18 protein-coding genes and 2 pseudogenes are annotated in these 21,472 nt (G+C 57.1%); 8 read left to right on the forward strand and 12 right to left on the reverse strand.

Annotated elements, in window-relative coordinates; translation table 11 throughout:
- Positions 1–346 precede the first annotated feature (346 nt).
- Positions 347–1,600: a serine hydroxymethyltransferase gene (glyA, locus tag AC1Z1G_RS23230; RefSeq protein ID WP_483622631.1), complete on the forward strand. Its 1,254-nt coding sequence runs from the start codon at positions 347–349 to the stop codon at positions 1,598–1,600.
- A 116-nt stretch (positions 1,601–1,716) separates the two neighbouring features.
- On the opposite strand, the gene lanM is transcribed toward glyA, so the two are convergent.
- Positions 1,717–4,830, reverse strand: a complete 3,114-nt coding sequence (lanM, locus tag AC1Z1G_RS23235) for a type 2 lanthipeptide synthetase LanM (protein ID WP_483622632.1) — start codon at positions 4,828–4,830, stop codon at positions 1,717–1,719.
- 58 nt (positions 4,831–4,888) lie between these two features.
- Complete coding sequence (locus AC1Z1G_RS23240; RefSeq protein WP_483622633.1) at positions 4,889–5,038, reverse strand: hypothetical protein; 150 nt, start codon at positions 5,036–5,038, stop codon at positions 4,889–4,891.
- A 284-nt stretch (positions 5,039–5,322) separates the two neighbouring features.
- Between AC1Z1G_RS23240 and AC1Z1G_RS23245 the strand changes: the two are divergent.
- Positions 5,323–5,691: pseudogene (locus AC1Z1G_RS23245) on the forward strand (transposase); the annotation flags it as partial.
- A gap of 375 nt (positions 5,692–6,066) precedes the next feature.
- On the forward strand, positions 6,067–6,636 hold the full coding sequence (locus AC1Z1G_RS23250; protein WP_483622634.1) for a hypothetical protein: 570 nt from the start codon (positions 6,067–6,069) through the stop codon (positions 6,634–6,636).
- A gap of 149 nt (positions 6,637–6,785) precedes the next feature.
- Here AC1Z1G_RS23250 and yjiA read toward each other — a convergent pair whose 3' ends face one another.
- The 3 genes from yjiA to AC1Z1G_RS23265 all read right to left on the reverse strand — a co-directional run bounded on the left by yjiA (position 6,786) and on the right by AC1Z1G_RS23265 (position 10,200).
- Positions 6,786–7,757 carry a GTPase gene (gene yjiA / locus AC1Z1G_RS23255; RefSeq protein WP_483622635.1) on the reverse strand — a complete coding sequence of 324 codons (972 nt, stop codon included), beginning with the start codon at positions 7,755–7,757 and terminating at the stop codon, positions 6,786–6,788.
- A 163-nt stretch (positions 7,758–7,920) separates the two neighbouring features.
- A complete protein-coding gene (locus AC1Z1G_RS23260; RefSeq protein ID WP_010448516.1) occupies positions 7,921–8,118 on the reverse strand; it encodes a YbdD/YjiX family protein in 198 nt (65 codons plus the stop codon).
- A 15-nt stretch (positions 8,119–8,133) separates the two neighbouring features.
- On the reverse strand, positions 8,134–10,200 hold the full coding sequence (locus AC1Z1G_RS23265; RefSeq protein WP_347902125.1) for a carbon starvation CstA family protein: 2,067 nt from the start codon (positions 10,198–10,200) through the stop codon (positions 8,134–8,136).
- A 159-nt stretch (positions 10,201–10,359) separates the two neighbouring features.
- Between AC1Z1G_RS23265 and AC1Z1G_RS23270 the strand changes: the two genes are divergently transcribed.
- On the forward strand, positions 10,360–10,728 hold the full coding sequence (locus tag AC1Z1G_RS23270; RefSeq protein ID WP_483622636.1) for a PilZ domain-containing protein: 369 nt from the start codon (positions 10,360–10,362) through the stop codon (positions 10,726–10,728).
- 6 nt (positions 10,729–10,734) lie between these two features.
- Here AC1Z1G_RS23270 and radA read toward each other — a convergent pair whose 3' ends face one another.
- The 3 genes from radA to katB form a co-directional block, all read right to left on the reverse strand.
- Positions 10,735–12,102 (reverse strand): DNA repair protein RadA, encoded by a 1,368-nt coding sequence (gene radA / locus AC1Z1G_RS23275; protein WP_483622637.1) that lies wholly within the window; start codon positions 12,100–12,102, stop codon positions 10,735–10,737.
- Between the two features lie 46 nt (positions 12,103–12,148).
- Positions 12,149–12,688: an ankyrin repeat domain-containing protein gene (locus AC1Z1G_RS23280; protein ID WP_483622638.1), complete on the reverse strand. Its 540-nt coding sequence runs from the start codon at positions 12,686–12,688 to the stop codon at positions 12,149–12,151.
- A gap of 62 nt (positions 12,689–12,750) precedes the next feature.
- Positions 12,751–14,292 carry a catalase KatB gene (gene katB / locus AC1Z1G_RS23285; RefSeq protein ID WP_483622639.1) on the reverse strand — a complete coding sequence of 514 codons (1,542 nt, stop codon included), beginning with the start codon at positions 14,290–14,292 and terminating at the stop codon, positions 12,751–12,753.
- Between the two features lie 285 nt (positions 14,293–14,577).
- On the opposite strand from katB, the gene mscL reads away from it, so the two are divergent.
- Positions 14,578–14,991, forward strand: a complete 414-nt coding sequence (gene mscL / locus AC1Z1G_RS23290) for a large-conductance mechanosensitive channel protein MscL (protein WP_483622640.1) — start codon at positions 14,578–14,580, stop codon at positions 14,989–14,991.
- Positions 14,992–15,036: 45 nt separating this feature from the next.
- Here mscL and AC1Z1G_RS23295 read toward each other — a convergent pair whose 3' ends face one another.
- The gene (locus AC1Z1G_RS23295) at positions 15,037–15,813 is read right to left on the reverse strand and encodes a ferredoxin--NADP reductase (RefSeq protein WP_483622641.1); all 777 of its coding nucleotides are present in this window, start codon (positions 15,811–15,813) and stop codon (positions 15,037–15,039) included.
- Positions 15,814–16,119: 306 nt separating this feature from the next.
- On the opposite strand from AC1Z1G_RS23295, the gene AC1Z1G_RS23300 reads away from it, so the two are divergent.
- Together AC1Z1G_RS23300 and AC1Z1G_RS23305 are read left to right on the forward strand one after the other, a co-directional pair.
- On the forward strand, positions 16,120–16,836 hold the full coding sequence (locus AC1Z1G_RS23300) for an autoinducer binding domain-containing protein (protein WP_483622642.1): 717 nt from the start codon (positions 16,120–16,122) through the stop codon (positions 16,834–16,836).
- 199 nt (positions 16,837–17,035) lie between these two features.
- On the forward strand, positions 17,036–18,160 hold the full coding sequence (locus AC1Z1G_RS23305) for a methyltransferase (protein ID WP_483622643.1): 1,125 nt from the start codon (positions 17,036–17,038) through the stop codon (positions 18,158–18,160).
- Positions 18,161–18,322: 162 nt separating this feature from the next.
- On the opposite strand, the gene AC1Z1G_RS23310 is transcribed toward AC1Z1G_RS23305, so the two are convergent.
- From AC1Z1G_RS23310 to AC1Z1G_RS23320, 3 genes are read right to left on the reverse strand one after another with little or no spacing between them, the layout of a single operon-like run.
- A complete protein-coding gene (locus tag AC1Z1G_RS23310; RefSeq protein ID WP_347906283.1) occupies positions 18,323–18,490 on the reverse strand; it encodes a DUF2474 domain-containing protein in 168 nt (55 codons plus the stop codon).
- Positions 18,491–18,549: 59 nt separating this feature from the next.
- A complete protein-coding gene (gene cydB / locus AC1Z1G_RS23315) occupies positions 18,550–19,557 on the reverse strand; it encodes a cytochrome d ubiquinol oxidase subunit II (RefSeq protein ID WP_347902137.1) in 1,008 nt (335 codons plus the stop codon).
- A gap of 3 nt (positions 19,558–19,560) precedes the next feature.
- On the reverse strand, positions 19,561–21,000 hold the full coding sequence (locus AC1Z1G_RS23320) for a cytochrome ubiquinol oxidase subunit I (RefSeq protein ID WP_483622644.1): 1,440 nt from the start codon (positions 20,998–21,000) through the stop codon (positions 19,561–19,563).
- A gap of 359 nt (positions 21,001–21,359) precedes the next feature.
- On the opposite strand from AC1Z1G_RS23320, the pseudogene AC1Z1G_RS23325 reads away from it, so the two are divergent.
- A pseudogene (locus tag AC1Z1G_RS23325) lies at positions 21,360–21,470 on the forward strand (hypothetical protein); the annotation flags it as partial.
- Between the last annotated feature and the right edge of the window lie 2 nt (positions 21,471–21,472).

Below are 21,472 nucleotides of genomic sequence, written 5' to 3' on the forward strand. Positions count from 1 at the left end.
TTATCGCTGATCTGCATCAACCAGTAGTTCTCGCTTAACAGACAGGAATCCGGTCGCCCCAGGGTCGTCAGCCGGTCGGTTCGAAGCGCTGTTCATGTTCAACTGAAATGTTGTGGTGATGCGCACGGCCCCTTCGCGAGCAAGCCCGCTCCCACAGGGGAACGTATTTCAACTATGGAAGCGACGGTGCGACGGTGCGACTTGCTCGTGATGGGCCTGCCCAGGCACCGCAAATCCGTGCATGAAAGCCACTTGTCTGCGACATGATGTCCTTTCATATGCCAGACAAAACCCATTGAGTTAGAATGGCTTTTTTCTGCCCCCACCCCGATCCTTGAGGACCGCCATGTTCAGCCGTGATTTGACTATTGCCAAGTACGACGCCGACCTTTTTGCCGCGATGGAGCAAGAAGCTCAGCGCCAGGAAGAACACATTGAGCTGATCGCTTCGGAGAACTACACCAGCCCAGCGGTGATGGAAGCTCAAGGCTCGGCACTGACCAACAAGTACGCCGAAGGTTACCCAGGCAAGCGCTACTACGGCGGTTGCGAATACGTCGACGTGGTTGAGCAACTTGCAATTGATCGAGCCAAGGAACTGTTCGGCGCCGATTACGCCAACGTCCAGCCGCACGCCGGCTCCCAAGCCAACAGCGCCGTTTACCTGGCTCTGCTGCAAGCGGGCGACACCATTCTGGGCATGAGCCTGGCCCACGGCGGTCACCTGACTCACGGCGCCAGCGTTTCTTCGTCCGGCAAGCTGTACAACGCCGTTCAGTACGGCATCGACGCCAATGGCCTGATCGACTACGACGAAGTCGAGCGTCTGGCTGTTGAGCACAAGCCAAAAATGATCGTGGCCGGTTTCTCTGCGTACTCGCAGATCCTGGACTTCCCGCGCTTCCGCGAAATCGCTGACAAGGTTGGCGCTTACCTGTTCGTCGACATGGCTCACGTGGCCGGTCTGGTTGCTGCTGGCATCTACCCGAACCCGGTTCCATTCGCTGACGTCGTGACCACCACCACCCACAAGACCCTGCGCGGTCCACGTGGCGGCCTGATCCTGGCTCGCGCCAACGCCGACATCGAGAAGAAACTGAACTCCGCCGTGTTCCCTGGCTCCCAGGGTGGCCCACTGGAGCATGTGATCGCCGCTAAAGCGATCTGCTTCAAAGAAGCTCTGCAGCCAGAGTTCAAGACCTACCAGCAACAAGTGCTGAAGAACGCCCAGGCCATGGCCGGTGTGTTCATCGAGCGCGGTTTCGACGTAGTTTCCGGCGGTACTGAAAACCACCTGTTCCTGCTGTCGCTGATCAAGCAGGACATATCCGGTAAAGACGCCGATGCCGCTCTGGGCAAAGCCTTCATCACCGTGAACAAGAACTCCGTACCGAACGATCCACGCTCCCCGTTCGTCACTTCCGGCCTGCGCTTCGGCACACCGGCTGTGACCACTCGTGGCTTCAAGGAAGCAGAGTGCAAGGAACTGGCTGGCTGGATCTGCGACATCCTGGCTGACCTGAACAACGACGCCGTCATTGACGCCGTTCGCGAGAAGGTCAAGGCCATCTGCAAGAAGCTGCCGGTATACGGCGCTTAATCAGCCCGTTAAACCGCGGCAGTAAAAAACCGGTCAGCGATGACCGGTTTTTTTTCGTCCACTGTTCGCACAGCCCCTGGAGGGCGAAGGCATCAGCGCAGCGGTTCACTGGGTGATCAGGTATCTGGGGCATCCTGCACAGACACTGACGGCCCCGCCCCCTGAAACTCCAGGGACAACACGTTAGGCAGGCTCGCGTCCAGGGCAAAGAGTAACGCCTGACCCACACCGGCAATACCCAGCAGCATCCCGAGATCGGGAATGCTGTGTTCATCGATGAAACCCTCATTGAAGAACGTGTGCGAAACCTCAGAAAACGCCTGCAAGACCCGGGTGATACCCTGGCTGTTTGCCTCACAACGATACAGATCCAGCAAGCATGTCAGATTGCCGAAGTCGCCGTGGCACAGGCTGTAGCCACTCCCTAGACCATGGCCCCAGATATTGTGTTCACAGGTTCTGATGTCCGCTTCGATCACCGCCCTCAAGTCGTTGCTCAAGACATTTCCCAGCGCCCTTCTCAGTTGCATCCGGGAGATCAAAATACCCGCGTCCCCATGACACCATTTGTTCATGTAGCTCTGTTCGCCGGGGTCGCGCAGATCAAGCCAGAAGCCCTGGACGGTGAGACGGTTTTCGGCCTCCAGCAACTGAGTGATCAACGTCACGAGCGACGGATCCCGAGTGATCTCATACACCTTGGCAAGCGCATGGAGGATGCCGGAGATCCCATGGGAGAACCCCGTCAGCAGCGGTGCCCGAGTGGTTGCGTGGAAAAACGTTCCGTCTTCATACAACAGGCAGGACTTGATGGCATCGGTGAACGTTTTGATCAGTGGCAGTAACGTTGCGCGCCTCTGCAGCCGATAAAGGTTGGCCAGCATCGTCAGCGTGCCACACCAGCCATTGAGGAAGTCGTACTCATCGTCCACGCGTGGGAAGGTGGCGAGTTTTACCAGCAAGTCGTCAATGGTCCGCTGGTGATTCTCCTGCCCGGTCATGCGCTGGTAATTGATCAGGACGTACAGATAGGATGCCAGCCCGAAATAGGCACTGACCGTTACATCACTGTCAAAGTGCCCATGGGACCTGGCCATCGAACGCAGAATCTCATCGACCTTGTCCTTGTCATGTTCCTGGCCGCTGACGCGGAAAAGACTCAAGTAGAAAATCGCCAGCCCGCCCATGCCGTTGTATACGCTGTTCCCCATTGCAGAGATGTATTTGCGCTGGGTGCGAGGATGAGTATTCATGAACATCCATCCCGCATCGCCCTCCTCACCCTTGACGCGTAGCCGCTCGATGACCTTGGCAATGTTCGAGGCACCCTCAAGATAATGCGGCGTGACCGTGCTCGACACGCCGCTGTACCGATGTTTTCGGTTCAAGGGCACAGCATCATTGGAAACGGGAAACAGACACGCCTGGAGAATGTACTTCTGTAAGGTTTTATCGCTGGGCGAAAGTGCGCTGAGCTTGCGCTGGCAACTGTCAAACGGCGTTTCGATAGCCAGTTGCGCCAACTGCGCGCCTGCGGCACCGATTATCCGGCTCGAACCCACAGGCATAGTGAAACAAGGGATGTTCGCCCTCTGCAGATCGTTCAACTCATACCGCGGGAGTTCATGGCCGGTGAGCGTTTCGTTCGACTCCGACCACAGCGTGGCCAACAGCAATTCACGCTGAACCATGCATTGCATGAAGCGCGGATGAAGGGACAACTCAATGAAGTCGGCGTAGCGCTGTGTGTTTTTTATCAATACTCGGGTTTTCAGCTCGCTGGCGTGCAGGGTGATCAGCCCTTGTACCGTCTCCCTATTATTCATCACATGGTCGTAACCACATTCGAACCCCTGAAAGAATTCATCCTGGTAATCCCCGACTGAACGCGGCTCACCTTCAAAAACCGGCAAGTGCCTGATCACAGGACTCCTGTCGACCTGAACCCGTTTCAATCGATAGAAACCGTGTTCACGAATCAATTGCTTGCTGCTCGATATGAATGTCTTCTGCCGGGTCAGCCCACTGGTGTCATTGTCGGCACCTGGCGAATAGGCGACAAAACCGCTCGAGAAGACGGACTGACTGTTGCGCTTGAGAGTTTTGAACAATGCACTGGTGTGTGGAAGATTGATTTTCAGATCAACCATAGCGGCCGTAAACAGACACTCAAGATCAATCATCACCGGGCTGCTGCCGCTGGCAATAATATTTTCGTAGTGAAAATCGATGCCGTTCAAGGCGTGAGCAACGGCAATCTGCGCCCCTATGCGCCGATAGAACAGCGACAGATCGGCTTCTGTCCCGCACGCCAGGTTCTCGATTTTTTCGATCCAGCAGTGCCCCTCCCTGGAGACCATTACCGGCGCATAGACCGCAAAGCAGTCATCACCGGTACGCTCATGAAGGCGCTTGAGCAGCGCGTTATAGAACACCGCTTCATGATTGCTCCGTGGCTTGTAGACAAGCGATTGATCGCCGATTTGCACTGAACAAACCGTCTCACCATTGGCATGCGGATCCCCCAGCCCGAGAGTGATCGCGTCTAGCCGCTTGCCGGGCAACATGAAGGTGCGCTGAAGCAGGTCAGCATCCGCGGCGAAATGAGCAATGACCTTGTACAGATACGCTACCGTGCTTTCGATCTGCTCGATCAAGAGGCGAGTCAAAACGGGGTACGACTTCAAAATCGTGCCTGCCAACCTGGATTTCAATTGCTGATTGAAGGTCTCAAGATCAAGGTCAGGGTCTTTGGATATCTGCGTATTCAACGCATGGACGAGGGACTTTTCAGATAAGCGTTTGACGCCTGCAATCACGTAATGCTGAGCACCTGATAACAAACTTTCAATATCGACATGTTCATGAACTGCAACGTATCGCCGATCCTCTTCAAAGCGCTTTTTGAAGTAGCTATAAAATCGATAATAAAACCCACAGAAGTTTTCTTGAGGGTCCTCTTCCGCCGGCGCCCCCATCGACAGCGAATCAACAATATCAACTTCGCGCCTCAGCGACACTACTACTGGTGATTCTTCTACCTGCTCGGCAAGCCTGTGTTGGCTTTCAACTCTTTGAATAAGATGTTGTCGATCCAATCCAAAATAATTCAGGAGGGCCTTATCATCTTTATGCAGTTTCTCAAGGGTCTTGCGTAACAGGTCTGTATCTGGCGGCGCACCTGCTCCCGCGGCTTCACGCTCTTGAAATGTCAGTCCATCAGCCAGCATTTGATGACACCTTTAACAAAAATGGCGAGTCAATGACTCGCCATACAGAACGACCGGCTTAGCAACCGATAACAGTGCAGCCCAGGGTTCCGCACGACACGGTGGTCGCCATGACCTCTGCGCCGGCCATCTGGCTGTCGCCTGCGTTTACGTAGGCTTCAAACTCCGCGTCGAACTCTCCCGACAGGTCCATGATTTGCTCTTCCATATATTTCTCCAGACTAAATAAGTTGACGCCAACACCGGCGCCCAAAAACCTTATCACCCAAATGAAATAATGAAAGTTTAGAAATCGGACCAAATGTAACTTACAACCCCCTCCAACCTCCCTTTCTGAAAGACAATCTGAATCAGTTATCCGCCGCACTTAACACACGCAGTAAACATTTAAGCCGAGCACGGCAATATCTGCTCAGAAAGAATAGGGAGAAATATTAACTCGGCGGCCGCAAAAATTGAGTGCAACACCTCACCCTCCGGTAAGGTGCCACCATGTCCTATACAGAACTCAGCGTCGAAGAACGCGCCACGATCCAGGTCCGGCAATGTCAAGATTTTAGGCTCTGTACGATCAGCCGCGAGTTACGTCGTAATCGATCCCTTAATGGGGGATACGTTGCCCACGCTGCACAGGCTCATACTCGCGAGCGCCGTAAAGTTTGCCGCCCGGCCAGAAAATTGGCTCTGGGCAATGACCGCTTCGAGCAGGTGCTTCATTTGCTTCAAGAACGCTTTTCTCCAGAACACATCGCGGGCAAGACGCGCGTCATGAAGATCAATTTCGAAGAAGCCTACGTTTTCCGGGAAACCATTTATAAAGCGATCTATGCGATGCCCGTCGGAGAGTTGCGCAAGGAGCTGGATAAGTTTGCGGATTTGCTGAACATCCGACCACCCAAGCGATTTAACTGACTGTGTCCGACCGAGGTATTTACTCAGCTCATGGGCTTGCAACATGAGACTCCTGCTTCAGTTCAATAACCGTGTTGCACTCAGCTCATGCAACCGCCACTCTTTAAGTCCAGCATCACTCCAGAGCTCGAAACCCTTCATTACCAATCTTCACTTAAAGTCCCCCACTGAATTACTTCAAACAAAGCAATTCATCCACGCCACCAATGTTTTGAAATACACGCACAAACACGCCCCACAAAAAATAACTTAATCTTTAGCTCGAAACTTAGGAAAACCAAACTAACCAAACTAACCAAACTATCAACCTTCGAGATTTTTTTCATGACCCCATCCCATCAGAAGTCCTTCAGCGCCAACCTTGAAATACCCCACAGAACGTTGAACCTGCTCGCCACTCTCCACGGCAAACCGGCCATCTCACACCCGACCATGGGCAGTGGCGGCGTCTTCAGTGGCCGCGTACAGCCGCGTGACGACTCAAGGTTACTGGGCTCTCGCCCCAACGCAGATATTGGTGTTATCGCACAATTGAAACTGTACTTTTGGTACACATCCGAAGGTTATGAAATCTACATCCTGGACAATGAGCCTCATCTCCCTTCATGGCGCTTAAGTAAAAGCACAAACAACATCCTGGGAGCGGTAGATCGAAACCTTAACAAATTGACCGCATTCGACCTATTTAACCAAGACAATAACGTTGTGACCCTGGACAACTTGAAGGGCAACCGTCACCGACTAAAACTCAAAGCCAGGGATGGTGGGTTTATTGGCGGAATGAAAGTGCGCGGCTCACCTTTCTCTTATATTGCCGACATTGGTATGGATGATGCTGTCACGTTCAATCTGAACATTCTCAGCACGCACCTTCCAGATCGCGATACAGCGTAAAGCAGCCTGTTTGCGCGGTCAGTTGGTTGGAGGAGACATTGCTGAATCCGCAATCGCTCACCGGCCAGAACCGTATTGCCGATTAGAACGTCATCCCGGGCAAGCCTCACATGCAATCGCGCTGGAGCAAGGCTTGCCACCGAATAGTCCTAATCAGCCACCACCCGCGCAAACCCTTGGCGAATTTTCTCTTCCGGCAAATCATCGGCAATAAACACAATCACGCTTTCGCGTGGTTCGCCCTCTCCCCACTCGGTATCCCAGTCGAAGCCATACAGCTTCAGCACGCCCTGGAACACCATCCGACGCGGTTCGCCCACGATGTTCAGCACGCCCTTGTAACGCAGCAGTTGCTTGCCGTGGTCTTCCAGCAGTTCGTTCATGAACTCGCTGAGTTTGTCGATATCCAGCGGTTTGTCGGTGCGCAGCACCAGGCTTGCGATGCGGTCAATGGAGGGTGCCTTGCTCACCGGGCGCAAACTCACACCACCGCCCAGATCGGCGTTCAGATTGAACCCGCGCACATCGAGCAATTGCGCCAGGTCGATGTTGCCGTGCTCGACCACGCGGATCGGCGCACGACGGTTGATACGGGTCAGGCGTTCGCTCAGCGCCTCGAAGGTCGCTTCGTCCACCAGATCGCGTTTGCTCACCAGCAAGCGGTCGGCAAAACCGATCTGTGCCTGGGCGATGGTCTGGGTCAGGTGATGCTCGGCGTGAGCGGCGTCGACCAGGGTAATAATGCCGTCGAGGAGGTAGCGCTCGCGCAGCTCTTCATCGATGAAAAAGGTTTGTGCCACCGGCGCCGGATCGGCCAGACCAGTGCATTCAATCACCAGACGGTCGAAGGTGATTTCGCCGCTGTCCAGACGTTCCAGCAGCAGGTACAGCGCCTTGGTCAGATCGGTGTGAATGGTGCAGCAGACGCAGCCGTTAGACAGTGTCATGACTTGAACCGGTTCATCGCCCAACAGTTGAGTGTCGATGCCGGCATCACTGAATTCGTTTTCGATCACGGCAATTTTCAGGCCGTGCTCGGCTTTGAGCAGGTGGCGCAGCAGCGTGGTTTTACCCGCGCCGAGAAAGCCGCTCAGGATCGTTACCGGAATGGGAGAAGACAACTGGAATCTCCTGTTTCACACAATAAGAAAACAACACAAAACAAATGTGGGAGCGGGCTTGCTCGCGAAGGGGCCGTGTCAGTCGACATTGATGTTGAATGACACACCGCTTTCGCGAGCAAGCCCGCTCCCACAAGGGGAATTGCGTCAACCTGACCTCAGGTCAACAGCACTTGGGCCCACCCTTGCCACCGTAACGGGCTTCCTGGCGTTCCCGAAAGAACGCTTCGTAGCTCATCACCGGTTTGTCCGGGTGTTTGGTTTGCATATGCTCGACGTAGGTGTCGTAGTCGGGCATGCCGACCATCAGGCGCGCGGCCTGACCGAGGTATTTACCGAGGCGACTCAGGTCATTGAACATGGTTGCAATCCTCGATTACGCGTCTGGCAGCGCCTGGAATGGCGATTCTTTATCCGTACGCTCTTTCGTGCCCCAGGCGGAAATACCGACCTTGAGCGCATAGAACAGGATGCTGAACACCACGAACAGGAACAGCGCCGTCAGCGTTGCGTTGGTGTACGCGTTGTAGATCACGTGCTGCATCTGGTTGATGTCCTTGGCCGGGGCGAGGATCTGACCGTTGGCCAGGGCATCGCTGTATTTCTTGGCCAGCGACAGGAAGCCGATCGCTGGGTTGGCGTCGAACAGCTTGATGAAGCCTGCGGTGGTGGTGCAGATCAGCAGCCAGACCGCTGGCAGCAAGGTCACCCAGATGTAGCGTTGGCGTTTCATTTTGATCAGCACAACCGTGCCAAGCATCAGCGCGATACCGGCCAGCATCTGATTGGAGATACCGAACAGTGGCCACAAGGTGTTGATGCCACCGAGTGGGTCGATCACGCCTTGGTACAGCAGGTAACCCCACATCGCTACACAACCAGCGGTCGCGATCAGGTTGGCGGTCCAGGACTCAGTGCGCTTGAGCGCCGGTACGAAGGAGCCAAGCAAGTCCTGCAGCATGAATCGACCGGCACGGGTGCCAGCATCGACGGCGGTCAGGATGAACAGCGCTTCGAACAGGATCGCGAAGTGGTACCAGAATGCCATGGTGTTTTCACCCGGCAGGACACTGTGCAGGATCTGCGCGATGCCGACGGCCAGGGTCGGTGCGCCACCGGCGCGAGCCAGGATCGTGGTTTCACCAATGTCATGGGCCACCGCTTGCAGGGCCTCGGGTGTAATCGCAAAACCCCAACTGCTGACGGTTTGCGCCACCGCCACCACGTCACCACCGACCACTGCGGCCGGGCTGTTCATGGCGAAGTACACGCCTGGCTCGATCACCGAAGCGGCAACCATTGCCATGATGGCCACGAAGGATTCCATCAGCATGCCGCCGTAGCCGATGTAACGGGCGTTGGTTTCGTTATCCAGCAGCTTCGGCGTGGTGCCCGAAGAAATCAGTGCGTGGAAACCCGAGACCGCGCCGCAGGCGATGGTGATGAACAGGAATGGGAACAGACCGCCCTTCCACACCGGCCCAGTGCCGTCGATGAACTGGGTCAGTGCCGGCATTTTCAGCTCGGGCATGGTCACCAGGATGCCGATTGCCAGGGCGATGATGGTGCCGATTTTCAGGAAGGTCGACAGGTAGTCACGCGGTGCGAGGATCAGCCAGACCGGCAACACCGCCGCCACGAAGCCGTAGCCAATCAGCATCCAGGTGATCTGGATCCCGGTGAAACTGAACGCCTTGGCCCACACCGGATCGGCGGCAATCTGCCCGCCCAGCCAAATGGAACCGAGCAACAGCAACACGCCGATGACCGAGATTTCACCGATGCGGCCCGGGCGGATGTAGCGCATGTAAATGCCCATGAACATCGCGATCGGGATGGTCGCCATCACCGTAAAGATGCCCCACGGGCTCTCGGCCAGCGCCTTGACCACGATCAGCGCCAGCACCGCGAGGATGATGATCATGATCAGGAAGCAGCCAAACAGCGCGATGGTCCCGGGGATGCGGCCCATTTCTTCACGGACCATGTCGCCCAGTGAACGGCCGTTGCGGCGGGTGGACATGAACAGGACCATGAAGTCCTGAACGGCACCGGCCAACACTACGCCTGCGATCAGCCAAAGCGTACCGGGCAGGTAGCCCATCTGCGCCGCCAGGACCGGACCGACCAAAGGCCCCGCGCCCGCAATGGCCGCGAAGTGGTGTCCGAACAGAATGTGTTTGTTGGTGGGGACGTAGTCCAGACCGTCGTTATTGATGACGGCGGGGGTGGCCCGACGCGCGTCCAGTTGCATCACGTTGTTGGCGATGAACAGACTGTAGTAACGGTATGCAACCAGGTAAATGGCCACTGCCGCGACCACAATCCACAAGGCGTTGATCGCCTCGCCTCGGCGCAAGGCCACGACGCCCAGGGCGCACGCGCCTACGATTGCCAGCAGCAGCCAGGGTAGATGGCGTAGCAGGCTATTATTATTTTTCATTTTTTTAATCCAGCCAGGGTGGACAAGAAAGACAGCCACCCCGAGTTTAGCGCTAGTGGCGATAAAGACCATAGCTCGACGTTGGTCTAGCGCCATCGCTGTAGTGGCAGCCTGTGCAGATGCGGGTCTATAGTCAGCGAACAACCAGAGGACCGCGCCATGAGCGACCACCCTGCCAATCGCCGCCGCTTCAAACGTATTGCGTTCGATGCCCGAACCGAGCTGAGCCAGGGCAATTGCATCTGGCCGGTAAGGCTGATCGATTTGTCACTCAAGGGCCTGCTGATCGAGCGCCCCGAGCCTTGGCTGGGGGACAGCAAGAAGATGTTTTCGGTCGAGATTCACTTGAGCAACGAAGCCGAAATTCGCATGGACATCCAACTGTCCCATGACAATGACCGCCAGCTCGGCTTCGTTTGCCGCTACATCAGCCTGGAGTCCGTCAGCCGCCTGCGACGCCTGATCGAACTCAATCTTGGCGACCAGGACGAACTTGAGCGCGAGCTGGGGGCCTTGATCGAAACCTAGTGAAAACTACTCGAACAGTGCGTCGAGGGCTTGCTCCAAACGGGTAACCGCAATGATCTTCAACCCCGCTGGCGCCTCTTTCGGGGCGTTGCCCTTGGGTACGATGGCGCGTTTGAAGCCATGCTTGGCGGCTTCTTTCAAGCGCTCTTGACCGCTTGGCACCGGCCGCACTTCGCCAGACAACCCGACCTCACCAAACACCAGCAGGTCGTGGGGCAGCGGCCGGTTGCGCAAACTGGACATCACCGCCGCCATCAATGCCAGGTCGGACGCGGTTTCCAGCACCTTGACCCCACCCACCACGTTGAGGAACACGTCCTGATCGTGGGTCGGAATGCCGCCGTGGCGGTGCAGCACCGCCAGCAGCATGGCCAGGCGGTTTTGATCGAGCCCCAGCGTTACGCGGCGCGGGTTGGCCAGGTGGCTGTCGTCCACCAGCGCCTGAACCTCCACCAGCATCGGACGCGTGCCTTCCCACGTCGCCATCACCACACTGCCCGGCACTTCTTCCTGGGCCCGCGTGAGAAAAATCGCCGATGGGTTAGAGACTTCCTTCAGGCCCTTGTCGGTCATGCCGAACACGCCCAACTCATTGACCGCGCCGAAACGGTTTTTCACTGCCCGCAACAAACGCAGGCGACCATCGGACTCACCTTCGAAATACAGCACGGTGTCGACCATGTGCTCCAGCACCCGCGGCCCTGCCAACGCGCCTTCTTTCGTCACGTGGCCAACCAGGAAAATCGCCGTGCCGCTTTGTTTGGCATAACGCACCAGCAACGCCGCACTTTCGCGGACCTGGGACACGCCACCGGGAGCAGATTGCAGTTGCTCGGTAAAAATCGTCTGGATCGAATCGATCACCATGACCTTGGGCTTTTCTACCCGTGCGGTGGCGATGATGGTTTCAATGCAGGTTTCGGTCATCACCCGCAACTGGTCCTGGGGCAAGCCCAGGCGCCGGGCGCGCATGGCCACTTGCTGCTGGGACTCTTCGCCGGTGACGTAGAGCGCCGGCATGCGAGTGGCCAGGTTGCACAGGGTTTGCAGGAGGATGGTCGATTTGCCAATGCCCGGATCACCACCAATCAGCACCACCGAACCGTCCACCAGACCGCCGCCCAGGACGCGGTCCAGTTCACCGGAGGCGGTGGAAAAACGCGGAATCTCTTCGACGCTGACTTCGGCCAGGGTCTTGATCTGCGCCTGCTGCCCGGCCCAACCGGTACGACCGCTGGGTGGCGCAGCACCGCCGCTTTCCACCATGGTTTCGGTCAGGGTGTTCCAGGCCCCGCATTCGCCGCATTGGCCGGCCCACTTGGGGAAGGTCGAACCGCACTCGGTGCAGCCGTACATGCGCTTTGCCTTGGCCATCTGAACTCCCAGGAAAAAACCGCGATGATAGCTCAGCCGGACACGTTCAGCGCGGCACCGCCGTACGGATTTGCCCGGTAGCCAGACGCGCGGCGCTGTTACCCAGCGAATCCTCGGCATTGAGGTCGGCCCCCTTGGCGGTCAAGGCGTCAAGCAACTCCACCCGTTTGAACAGACCGGCGTACATCGCGGCAGTCTGGCCGGCGCCGTTACGCTGGTCCGGGCTGCAATCAGCAGCCAACAGGCGTCGGGCGATCTGCACTTCACCTTTGAAGATCGCGCCCATCAGCGCGGTGTTGCCGCGATGGTCCTGGGCACAAGCGTCCGCCCCCGCACCCAGCAAGCGTTCCACGGCATCGCCCTGGCCGTGATAAGCCGCCAGAATCAACGCGGTGTAACCCTTGTTGTCACGGGTATCAAGGGAGTAACCCGCCTCGATGAAAGTGTCGAGCATCGGCACGTCACCCCGGCGGGCGGCGTCGAAGTAATAATCCTGCAGTTGGGCCTTCATTGAAGAAGGCGTGCCCGACTCGGCGTGAGCGCTGATCGACAGCGCCACCCAAAACAAACCAAGAAAAATTCTCATGACAAGTGCTCCAGAGGCCACGCGCACGACACCTGCGCGTGGCCCGGTGGGTGGCTGCTGGATCAGTCCGCCAGCTTGGCCGCGAGGGCTTTGACGCGGTTCAGATCACCCTTGGCGACTTTGGTCACACCCGTGCCGTACTCCGGGTCTGCCTTATAAAGGAAGGACAGGATGATGTGCTTGCTCTCGTCATCGGTCATCGCCAGCGAGCCGCCGAAGCTTTCGATCAGGTCACTGCGCTCCTTCTGGCTGAACGAACGATACAAATCGCCGGCCTGCTTGAAGTTCTGCTCTCGCTGGATTTTCGCCTGCTGGGTGCTGCCCGCCAGGATCGACTGGCTGTAGCGCGCCGCCTGCGGTTCTTCACGTGGCTCCAGGCGGCTCGGCTGATAGTTCACACCCGTGCTGCTGTGACCGATGTTCATCGCACCGTCCTGATTGCCGTTGTTCACCGCGACCTTTGGCGCATTGATCGGCAACTGCAAGGCATTGGCCCCCAGGCGATACAGTTGGGTATCGGCATACGAGAACACTCGCCCCTGCAACAAACGATCTTCCGAGGGTTCAATACCTGGCACTAAATTGGCCGGTGCCATGGCAACTTGTTCGGTCTCCTGAAACACATTCGCCGGATTACGGTTGAGCACCATTTGTCCAACTTTTCGTTCAGCAATACCTGGCCAGACCTTGGTAGCGTCCAATGGATCGAAATCAAACTTGTACAGGTCTTGCGAATTGACAACCTGAATGTACAAGTCCCACTTTGGAAAGTCGCCTTTATTAATATGAGCCACCAAGTCATTTGTCATATGACTGTAATCTTTACCCTGAACGTTGCTAACGGCTTTTGGATCGAGGTTATTAATCCCCTGCAAACTCTTCCAATGAAACTTTACGTAGTGCACTTCGCCTTTGGCATTGATCAACTTGTAAGCATGAACACCATTACCGTCCATTTCCCGATAACTGGCCGGTGTGCCGGCGTTGGAATACAGCTCGGTCAGGGTGCGCGTGGCTTCAGGTACATGGGAGAAAAAGTCGAAGCGACGTGAATCGTCGTCGAGGTTGGTGCGCGGGTCCGGCTTGAAAGCGTGGACCATGTCCGGAAACTTGATGGCATCGCGAATGAAAAAGGTCGGAAAATTGTTGCCCACCAGGTCCCAGTTACCGTCCGCGGTGTAGAACTTGGTGGCAAAACCACGAGGATCGCGCAGGGTTTCCGGGGAATGGTTACCGTGCACCACGGCTGAGAATCGCACGAAGACCGGTGTCGTCTGGCCTGCGGCAAACACCTTGGCCTTCGTCAGGTCACTGAGATCGTTAGTCACGGTAAAGCTGCCGTGAGCGCCCGTCCCCCGTGCATGCACCACACGCTCGGGTATCCGTTCACGGTCGAAACGCTGCAACTTCTGCAGCAGTTGCACGTCCTGCAACAGCACCGGGCCGGTAGCGCCGGCGGTTTGCGAGTTCTGGTTATCGCCCACGGCGGCGCCATTGTCCCGGGTCAGGGTGGCGGCGTGGACGGAGCAGGACAACAGGCTGGCGGTCAAAAGACCCCATGTGCGGCGATGGGGGAAAGTCCCTCGGCCAAGGGTGGTGGTCATGTCGAAATCCTCTGGTTTTATGGAGCGCATCCAGATGCGCTGAACAGAGGCTAGTGACCGGGGAGTCAAAATATAAATAGAAAGAACACACCGTGCCGATTGAGATTTTATGCTGGCCTATCAGAGGCTTGGCACGTAAATCGCGCGCGAATGATGGCACTTTGAAAACTATTTGCCGGAACGAGGGTCGATAACTGCGAACGTTGTCAGCCGTTGTGTCGAGCAAGACCCGGACTGCTGATTTACACTGCGTTCACCAACCTCATCTGTAACAAGGAATAACCTATGGGCGTGCTAAGTGAGTTCAAGGCCTTCGCGGTCAAAGGGAATGTGGTCGACATGGCCGTCGGTATCATCATCGGCGCCGCGTTCGGCAAGATCGTGTCGTCGTTTGTCGGTGATGTCGTCATGCCGCCAATCGGTCTGCTGATCGGTGGGGTGGACTTCGCGGACCTCGCGGTCACGCTCAAAGCCGCGCAGGGTGAGGCCCCGGCCGTGGTGCTGGCCTACGGTAAATTCATCCAGAGCATCATTGATTTCCTGATCGTCGCGTTCGCGATTTTCATGGGTGTGAAAGCCATCAACCGCCTGAAACGCGAAGAAGCCGTGGCGCCAACCCTGCCACCGGTTCCGACCAAGGAAGAAGAGTTGCTGGGAGAGATCCGCGACCTGCTCAAGGCCCAGAACAATCGGCCTTAAGCGGGAATAAAACCTGAAAAACGGCGCCCTCGGGGCGCCGTTTTTTTACCAGTAGTTTTCTACCGCAACGTGGCCAGGACGACGGCTGAGGCTCAGGTGCATGCCTCGCTGTTTGAGCAGATGACGCGTGTCATCGATCATCTGCGGGTTGCCACACAGCATGATCCGCGAGTGCTCAGCCGTCAGGGCGACGCCCGCGGCCTGCTCCAGCTCGCCATTCTCGATCAGGTGGGTAATCCGCCCGTTCAACGCGCCGGGGTGGTCCTCACGCGTGACCGTGGCGATGAATTGCAACTTATGTGCGTACTCTGCCAGGTAATCGCGCTCTGCCAGGCCACTGATCAGTGCCTGATAAGCCAGTTCACGGGCTTCACGCACGCTGTAGACCAGAATGATCCGCTCGAACTTTTCCCAGACCTCGAAGTCCTGCAGGATCGACAGAAACGGCGCGATGCCCGTACCAGTGGACAATAACCAGAGGTCACGACCATCGACAAAACGGTCCAGGGTCAGAAAACCGAACGCCTGACGCTCCACCATCAGGGTATCGCCCTCACCCAGACGACTCAGTTCGCTGGTGAACTCGCCCCCGGGCACGACAATGGAAAAGAACTCCAGAAAGTCGTCATAGGGGGAAGACACCATGGAATAGGCACGCCAGACCGTACTGCCGCAGGCCTTGGTTACGCCCAGGCGGGCGAACTGCCCGGCGCGGAAACGAAAACCCGCATCCCTTGTGGTGCGCAGGGTAAACAGGCTGGGCGTCAAAGGCTGTACGTCGAGCAATGTCTGGCGGGTGAATTTTTCTGCACTGGCGGTCATGGGGCGCTCCGGTGTTCAGGTCCCTCTAGTGTCACGCAAACCCGCCGAGAGAAAAACCTCACCTTTATAGTGGTATTTACGACTGAATCATCACTCACTGAATCGTACATATTTTAGAGTTCGCTACCTGGCAACTAAAATCCAAATTACTAAGCTCTTGTATTCGCAATATAAACTTTTTTATACCGCCAGCGATATTCATCAGAGCAAAATAATCCCACCCATAGCGTAAGACTTATCCTACACTCGCTTCCGTGTCGAGATTGGATCCGCGACACGCAGAGGCAACACTCTTGGAGAGTGACTATGGACAGATGGAGAGAATCTCAACTCAAGCAGCTGGCTCACGAGACGAAGATCGACGCGGCTTATGACATGGCACTCAATTTTGTTAACAACCTCGGCTTCGAATATTGTGCTTTTTCAATAACCTCCCTTAATTGCAACAATCCGTTGCACACGCTGAGGATGAATAACTACCCCCACAACTGGAACAAACAATACGACCACCACAACTACGAAGCCACAGACCCACTAGTGGCTCATTGCAACCAGTCAATGCTCCCTATTCTCTGGGAAGACAGTGTTTTTTCAAAAACACCGGAGCTCTGGATCGCCTTGCAGATACAAGGATTGCAGCACGGCTGGTCACAACCGGTGCATGACGTAAAAAACGGTATGTGCGGGATGTTGAGTATCGCCCGTAGCCACCTGGCAGTGTCGGCATATGAGCTCTATGAAAACTTTGGCTACGCGGTGTTCATCAGCCAGAAACTGCACTCACTGGCGACCGAGAAGCTCAAGCGGGATAAACCTGCCTGCCACGACATCACGCGACTGTCGCCCCGAGAAGTCGAGGTCCTGAAATGGTCCGCAGAAGGCAAAACAGCGGCAGTGATTGCCACTATCCTCAACCTCACAGAGCGAACGGTGAACTTTCACGTCAACAGCTCCATCAAGAAACTGGGCGTCTCCAACAAAATCTCGGCCGTCGTACGCGCCGCCATGACCGGAATGATCTGAGACGACTGAACACCACAGGATCCGCCCTCCAGGCTTACGCGCAGTAAAACCTGCAAGTAATCCAAGGTAAAAAAACGTACCATTTGCGGTCCTGTTGGGTGATGACGCACAAGAACCCGCGTCGAAGTCCACTCAGGCAGTCCCGCCAGCATCCAGCATGCGCCCGGGACATTCGTTGATCATCCAGAGTCCCCGCACCATGCCCCTGCTCGACACCGCTTTCGCCCAACTCGACCTGATTCGCCAGCCCGAACAGCAGAACGAACCGCTGCAAGCCTTCGACGCGGCGGACGAATACCTGCTCAACTATCTGGCCGAACAGCAACCGACAGCGACGACACGTGTCCTGGTGCTCAATGACAGCTTCGGCGCGCTGGCGGCCAGCCTGGCCGGAAAGCTCCAGGTCACCAGCAGCAGCGACTCTTTCCTGGCGCTTCAAGGCCTGGAAAAGAACCTCGTGCGCAATGGCCTGGCGTTTGACGCAGTGCCCAGTGTGCCGGCCAGCGAACGACTCGCCGGCCCCTTCGATCGCGTGCTGATCCGGGTGCCGAAAACCCTGGCCCTGCTCGAAGAACAACTGATCCGCCTGCAAGACCAACTGGCCCCCGGCGCTCAAGTTATCGCCAGTGCCATGATCAAACACCTGCCGCGTGCGGCTGGCGACTTGCTGGAGCGCTACATTGGCCCGGTTCAAGCGTCACTGGCGGTAAAAAAAGCCCGGCTGCTGATCGCCACGCCACACACCCAAACACCGGCCGTGTCGCCCTACCCGACGCGCTACACCCTCGACCAACCCGCCATCGAACTGCTCAACCATGCCAACGTGTTCTGCCGTGAAGGCCTGGACATCGGCACGCGAGCCTTCCTGCCACACCTGCCGACGAACCTGGGCAACGCACGGGTCGCCGACCTCGGTTGCGGCAACGGCGTGCTGGCCATCGCCAGCGCCCTGCAAAACCCCGACGCACAGTACACGCTGGTGGACGAATCGTTCATGGCCGTGCAATCGGCCGCTGAAAACTGGCGCGCCGCTTTCGGGGAACGCGATGTCATTGTCCGCGCCGCCGATGGCCTGGCCGGTCAGGAGCCGCTGTCGCTGGACGTGGTGCTGTGCAACCCGCCGTTCCACCAGCAACAAGTGGTCGGTGATTTCCTGGCCTGGCGGATGTTCCAGCAGGCCCGCGAAGCCCTGGTGGTCGGTGGCGCACTGTACATCGTCGGCAACCGGCACCTGGGTTATCACAGCAAACTGGCAAGGCTGTTCCGGGGAGTGGAACAGGTGGCGGCCACCCCGAAATTCGTCATTCTCAAGGCCCGCAAGTAAAGCTGACTCACATCGTTACGCGGGTGCATGGTTTGCTTGCGATGGCGCCCTGAGGATCGTCATCGCGAGCAAATTCCAGCAGGTAGCAGGCAAAAAAAACCCTCCTGGTCAGGAGGGTTATAAATCCGTGCCGCAAGGCAACGGGATGGGAAGTCCGGTGTTTCAGTGAGTGCTCAGGCCTGCCGCGTTCATGAACAGGCGCATCAGGCTCGCCACCACAAACAGCGCCAGGACACTGCCGACCCAGATCCCGGCCAGCCAGCCGAGTCGCTGCCAAAGCGGCTTCTTCTCAGCCGCTTCGATTTCCTGCAAGTCAGGTTTACCGGCCATCATGCAAATCTCCTCTGAGTCATCGACGCAAGCCCAAGGCTCGCGCCGTCATCGTGTGACTAGTGATAACCGTCTTCGTGAGTCACCTTGCCGCGGAACACGTAGTAGCTCCAGAAGGTGTAGCCCAGGATGAACGGAATGATGAACAGCGTGCCGACCAGCATGAAGCCCTGGCTTTGCGGCGGTGCGGCGGCGTCCCAGATGGTGATCGACGGCGGCACGATATACGGCCACAGGCTGATACCCAGCCCGCTGTAACCCAGGAAGATCAACACCAGCGTCAGCAGGAACGGCGTGTAATGAGCATTGCGTGCCACCGCGCGCAATAATCCGTACATGGTCACCAACACCAGGATCGGCACCGGCAGGAACCAGAACAGGTTAGGCAGGGTGAACCAGCGTGCGGCAATCTCGGCATGGGCCAGCGGCGTCCAGAGGCTGACGATACCGATCACCGCCAACACCACGAACGCCAGCGGTCGCGCCAGGTTGTGCATCTGTTCCTGCAACTTGCCTTCGGTCTTCATGATCAGCCAGGTGCAGCCGAGCAGCGCATACGCCACCACCAACGCCACGCCGCAAAACATCGTGAATGGCGTCAGCCAGTCCAGTGAACCGCCGGCGAACTGCCGATCGACCACTTTGAAACCATCGATAAACGCACCGAGGGCCACGCCCTGGAAGAAGGTCGCGGTGATCGAGCCACCGATAAACGCCTTGTCCCAGATGTGAACCTTGTCGTCCTTGGCCTTGAAGCGGAACTCGAAGGCCACGCCGCGAAAGATCAAGCCGACCAGCATCAGGATCAACGGCAGGTACAACGCCGACAACACCACCGAATAGGCCAGCGGGAAGGCGCCGAACAACGCCGCGCCACCCAGTACCAGCCAGGTTTCATTACCGTCCCAGACCGGAGCGACGGTGTTCATCATCACGTCGCGGTCGCTTTTACCTTTGATGAACGGGAAGAGAATCCCGATGCCCAGGTCAAAACCGTCCATGACCACGTACATCATGATGCCGAAGATGATGATCACGGCCCAGATCAGCGGAAGATCAATACCCATGACTCAATTCCCCTTGTTCAGGCTGTGGCTGTGATCACCTTCGGTGCCATCATCGGCAGCGGAAAGCGGACGGGCCGGCGTACGTTGCTGACCAGGGCCACCATGGCTCGGCTCGGCACCTTCGTCGATCTTCGGCCCTTTGCGCACCAGGCGCATCATGTAGCCCAGGCCAACACCGAACAGCGAGAAATACACCACGACAAACAGCACCAGGGTGATGCTCATCTGCACCACGCTGTGCCCGGACGAAGCATCTGCGGTGCGCATCACCCCGTAGATGACCCACGGCTGACGGCCGATTTCAGTGGTGAACCAACCAGCGAGAATCGCGATCAGGCCGGACGGGCCCATCCACAAGGCCAGATGCAGGAAGGCACGGTTCTCGTACAACCGGTCGCGCTTGCGCAGCCACAGGCTCCACAAACCGGTGAAGATCATCAGCATGCCCAGGCCGACCATGATCCGGAACGACCAGAACACGATGGTCGAATTCGCCCGGTCTTCAGGCGGGAATTCCTTGAGGGCCGGTACTTGCTTGTCCAGCGAGTGCGTCAGGATCAGGCTGCCCAGGTACGGAATTTCGACCGCGTACTTGGTTCTCTCTTCTTTCATGTCCGGCCAGCCGAACAGGATCAGCGGCGTCGGTTCGTCGCCGTGGTTTTCCCAGTGGCCCTCGATCGCCGCAATTTTTGCCGGTTGGTGCTTGAGTGTATTGAGGCCATGGAAGTCGCCGATCACTGCCTGGATAGGCGCCACAATCAGTGCCATCCACATGGCCATCGACAGCATGGTGCGGATGGCCGGGTTGTCCCGACCGCGCAGCAAGTGCCAGGCCGCCGACGAACCGACGAAGAAGGCCGTGGCCACAAACGCGGCGGTCGCCATGTGCATCAGGCGGTACGGGAACGACGGGTTGAAAATCACCGCGATCCAGTCCACCGGGATTACTTGGCCGTTGACGATTTCGTAGCCCTGCGGGGTCTGCATCCAGCTATTGGACGCGAGAATCCAGAAGGTCGAAATCAACGTACCGATGGCGACCATGACCGTGGCGAAAAAGTGCAGCTTGCGCCCCACCTTGTTCCAGCCAAACAGCATGACGCCCAGGAATCCGGCTTCAAGGAAAAAGGCCGTGAGCACTTCATAGGTCAGCAAGGGACCTGTGACGGAACCGGCGAAGTCCGAGAATCGGCTCCAGTTGGTGCCGAACTGATAGGCCATGACCAAACCGGAAACCACACCCATGCCAAAGTTCACGGCAAAGATCTTGGACCAGAAGTGGTACAGGTCACGGTAGGTGTTGTTGTTTGTTTTCAGCCACAAGCCTTCAAGCACCGCCAGGTAACTCGCCAGACCGATGGTGATGGCGGGGAACAGGATATGGAACGAGATGGTGAACGCGAACTGAATTCGGGCGAGATCAAGTGCCTCCAAACCGAACATAAGTCTTCCTCTGTCAGGTAATACCGGCTGCAGGCTCGTGACCTGCATCCACTGCCCCCACGGTTATGGAGTGTGGTGATTGGAGTCCGTTCTTTTTCCATCACGACGCAGGGAATCCGGCCCACCGCGCAAAGCTTGTTGACCTGGATCAATCAACGCTGAAAGAGTAGTCCCATTTTCAGGGCCGAACTGTGTGGTCTTTTGTCGCGTGACAGGTTGTCTCACGGATTTTTTCGAGGCCCTGGGGCGCGGAGCCCCGTTTCATTTGATGTCTAGCTAACTAAACTCCCAGCCTCTGCAACTTCTGGTTACAGCTTGGTGATAATCCCGGTTTCTCCCACGCTCAGGCCAGCCTGCCGATGCTCACCGAAGCCCCGCTGCTGTTGCGTCTTCATCGCCCTTTCATTGCGTTCTGGCTGGCACGGGTGTTTACCGCCAGCGGGTTTCAGATGCTCACCGTGGCCATTGGCTG

The organism is Pseudomonas sp. JL27(2026) (assembly GCF_056933555.1).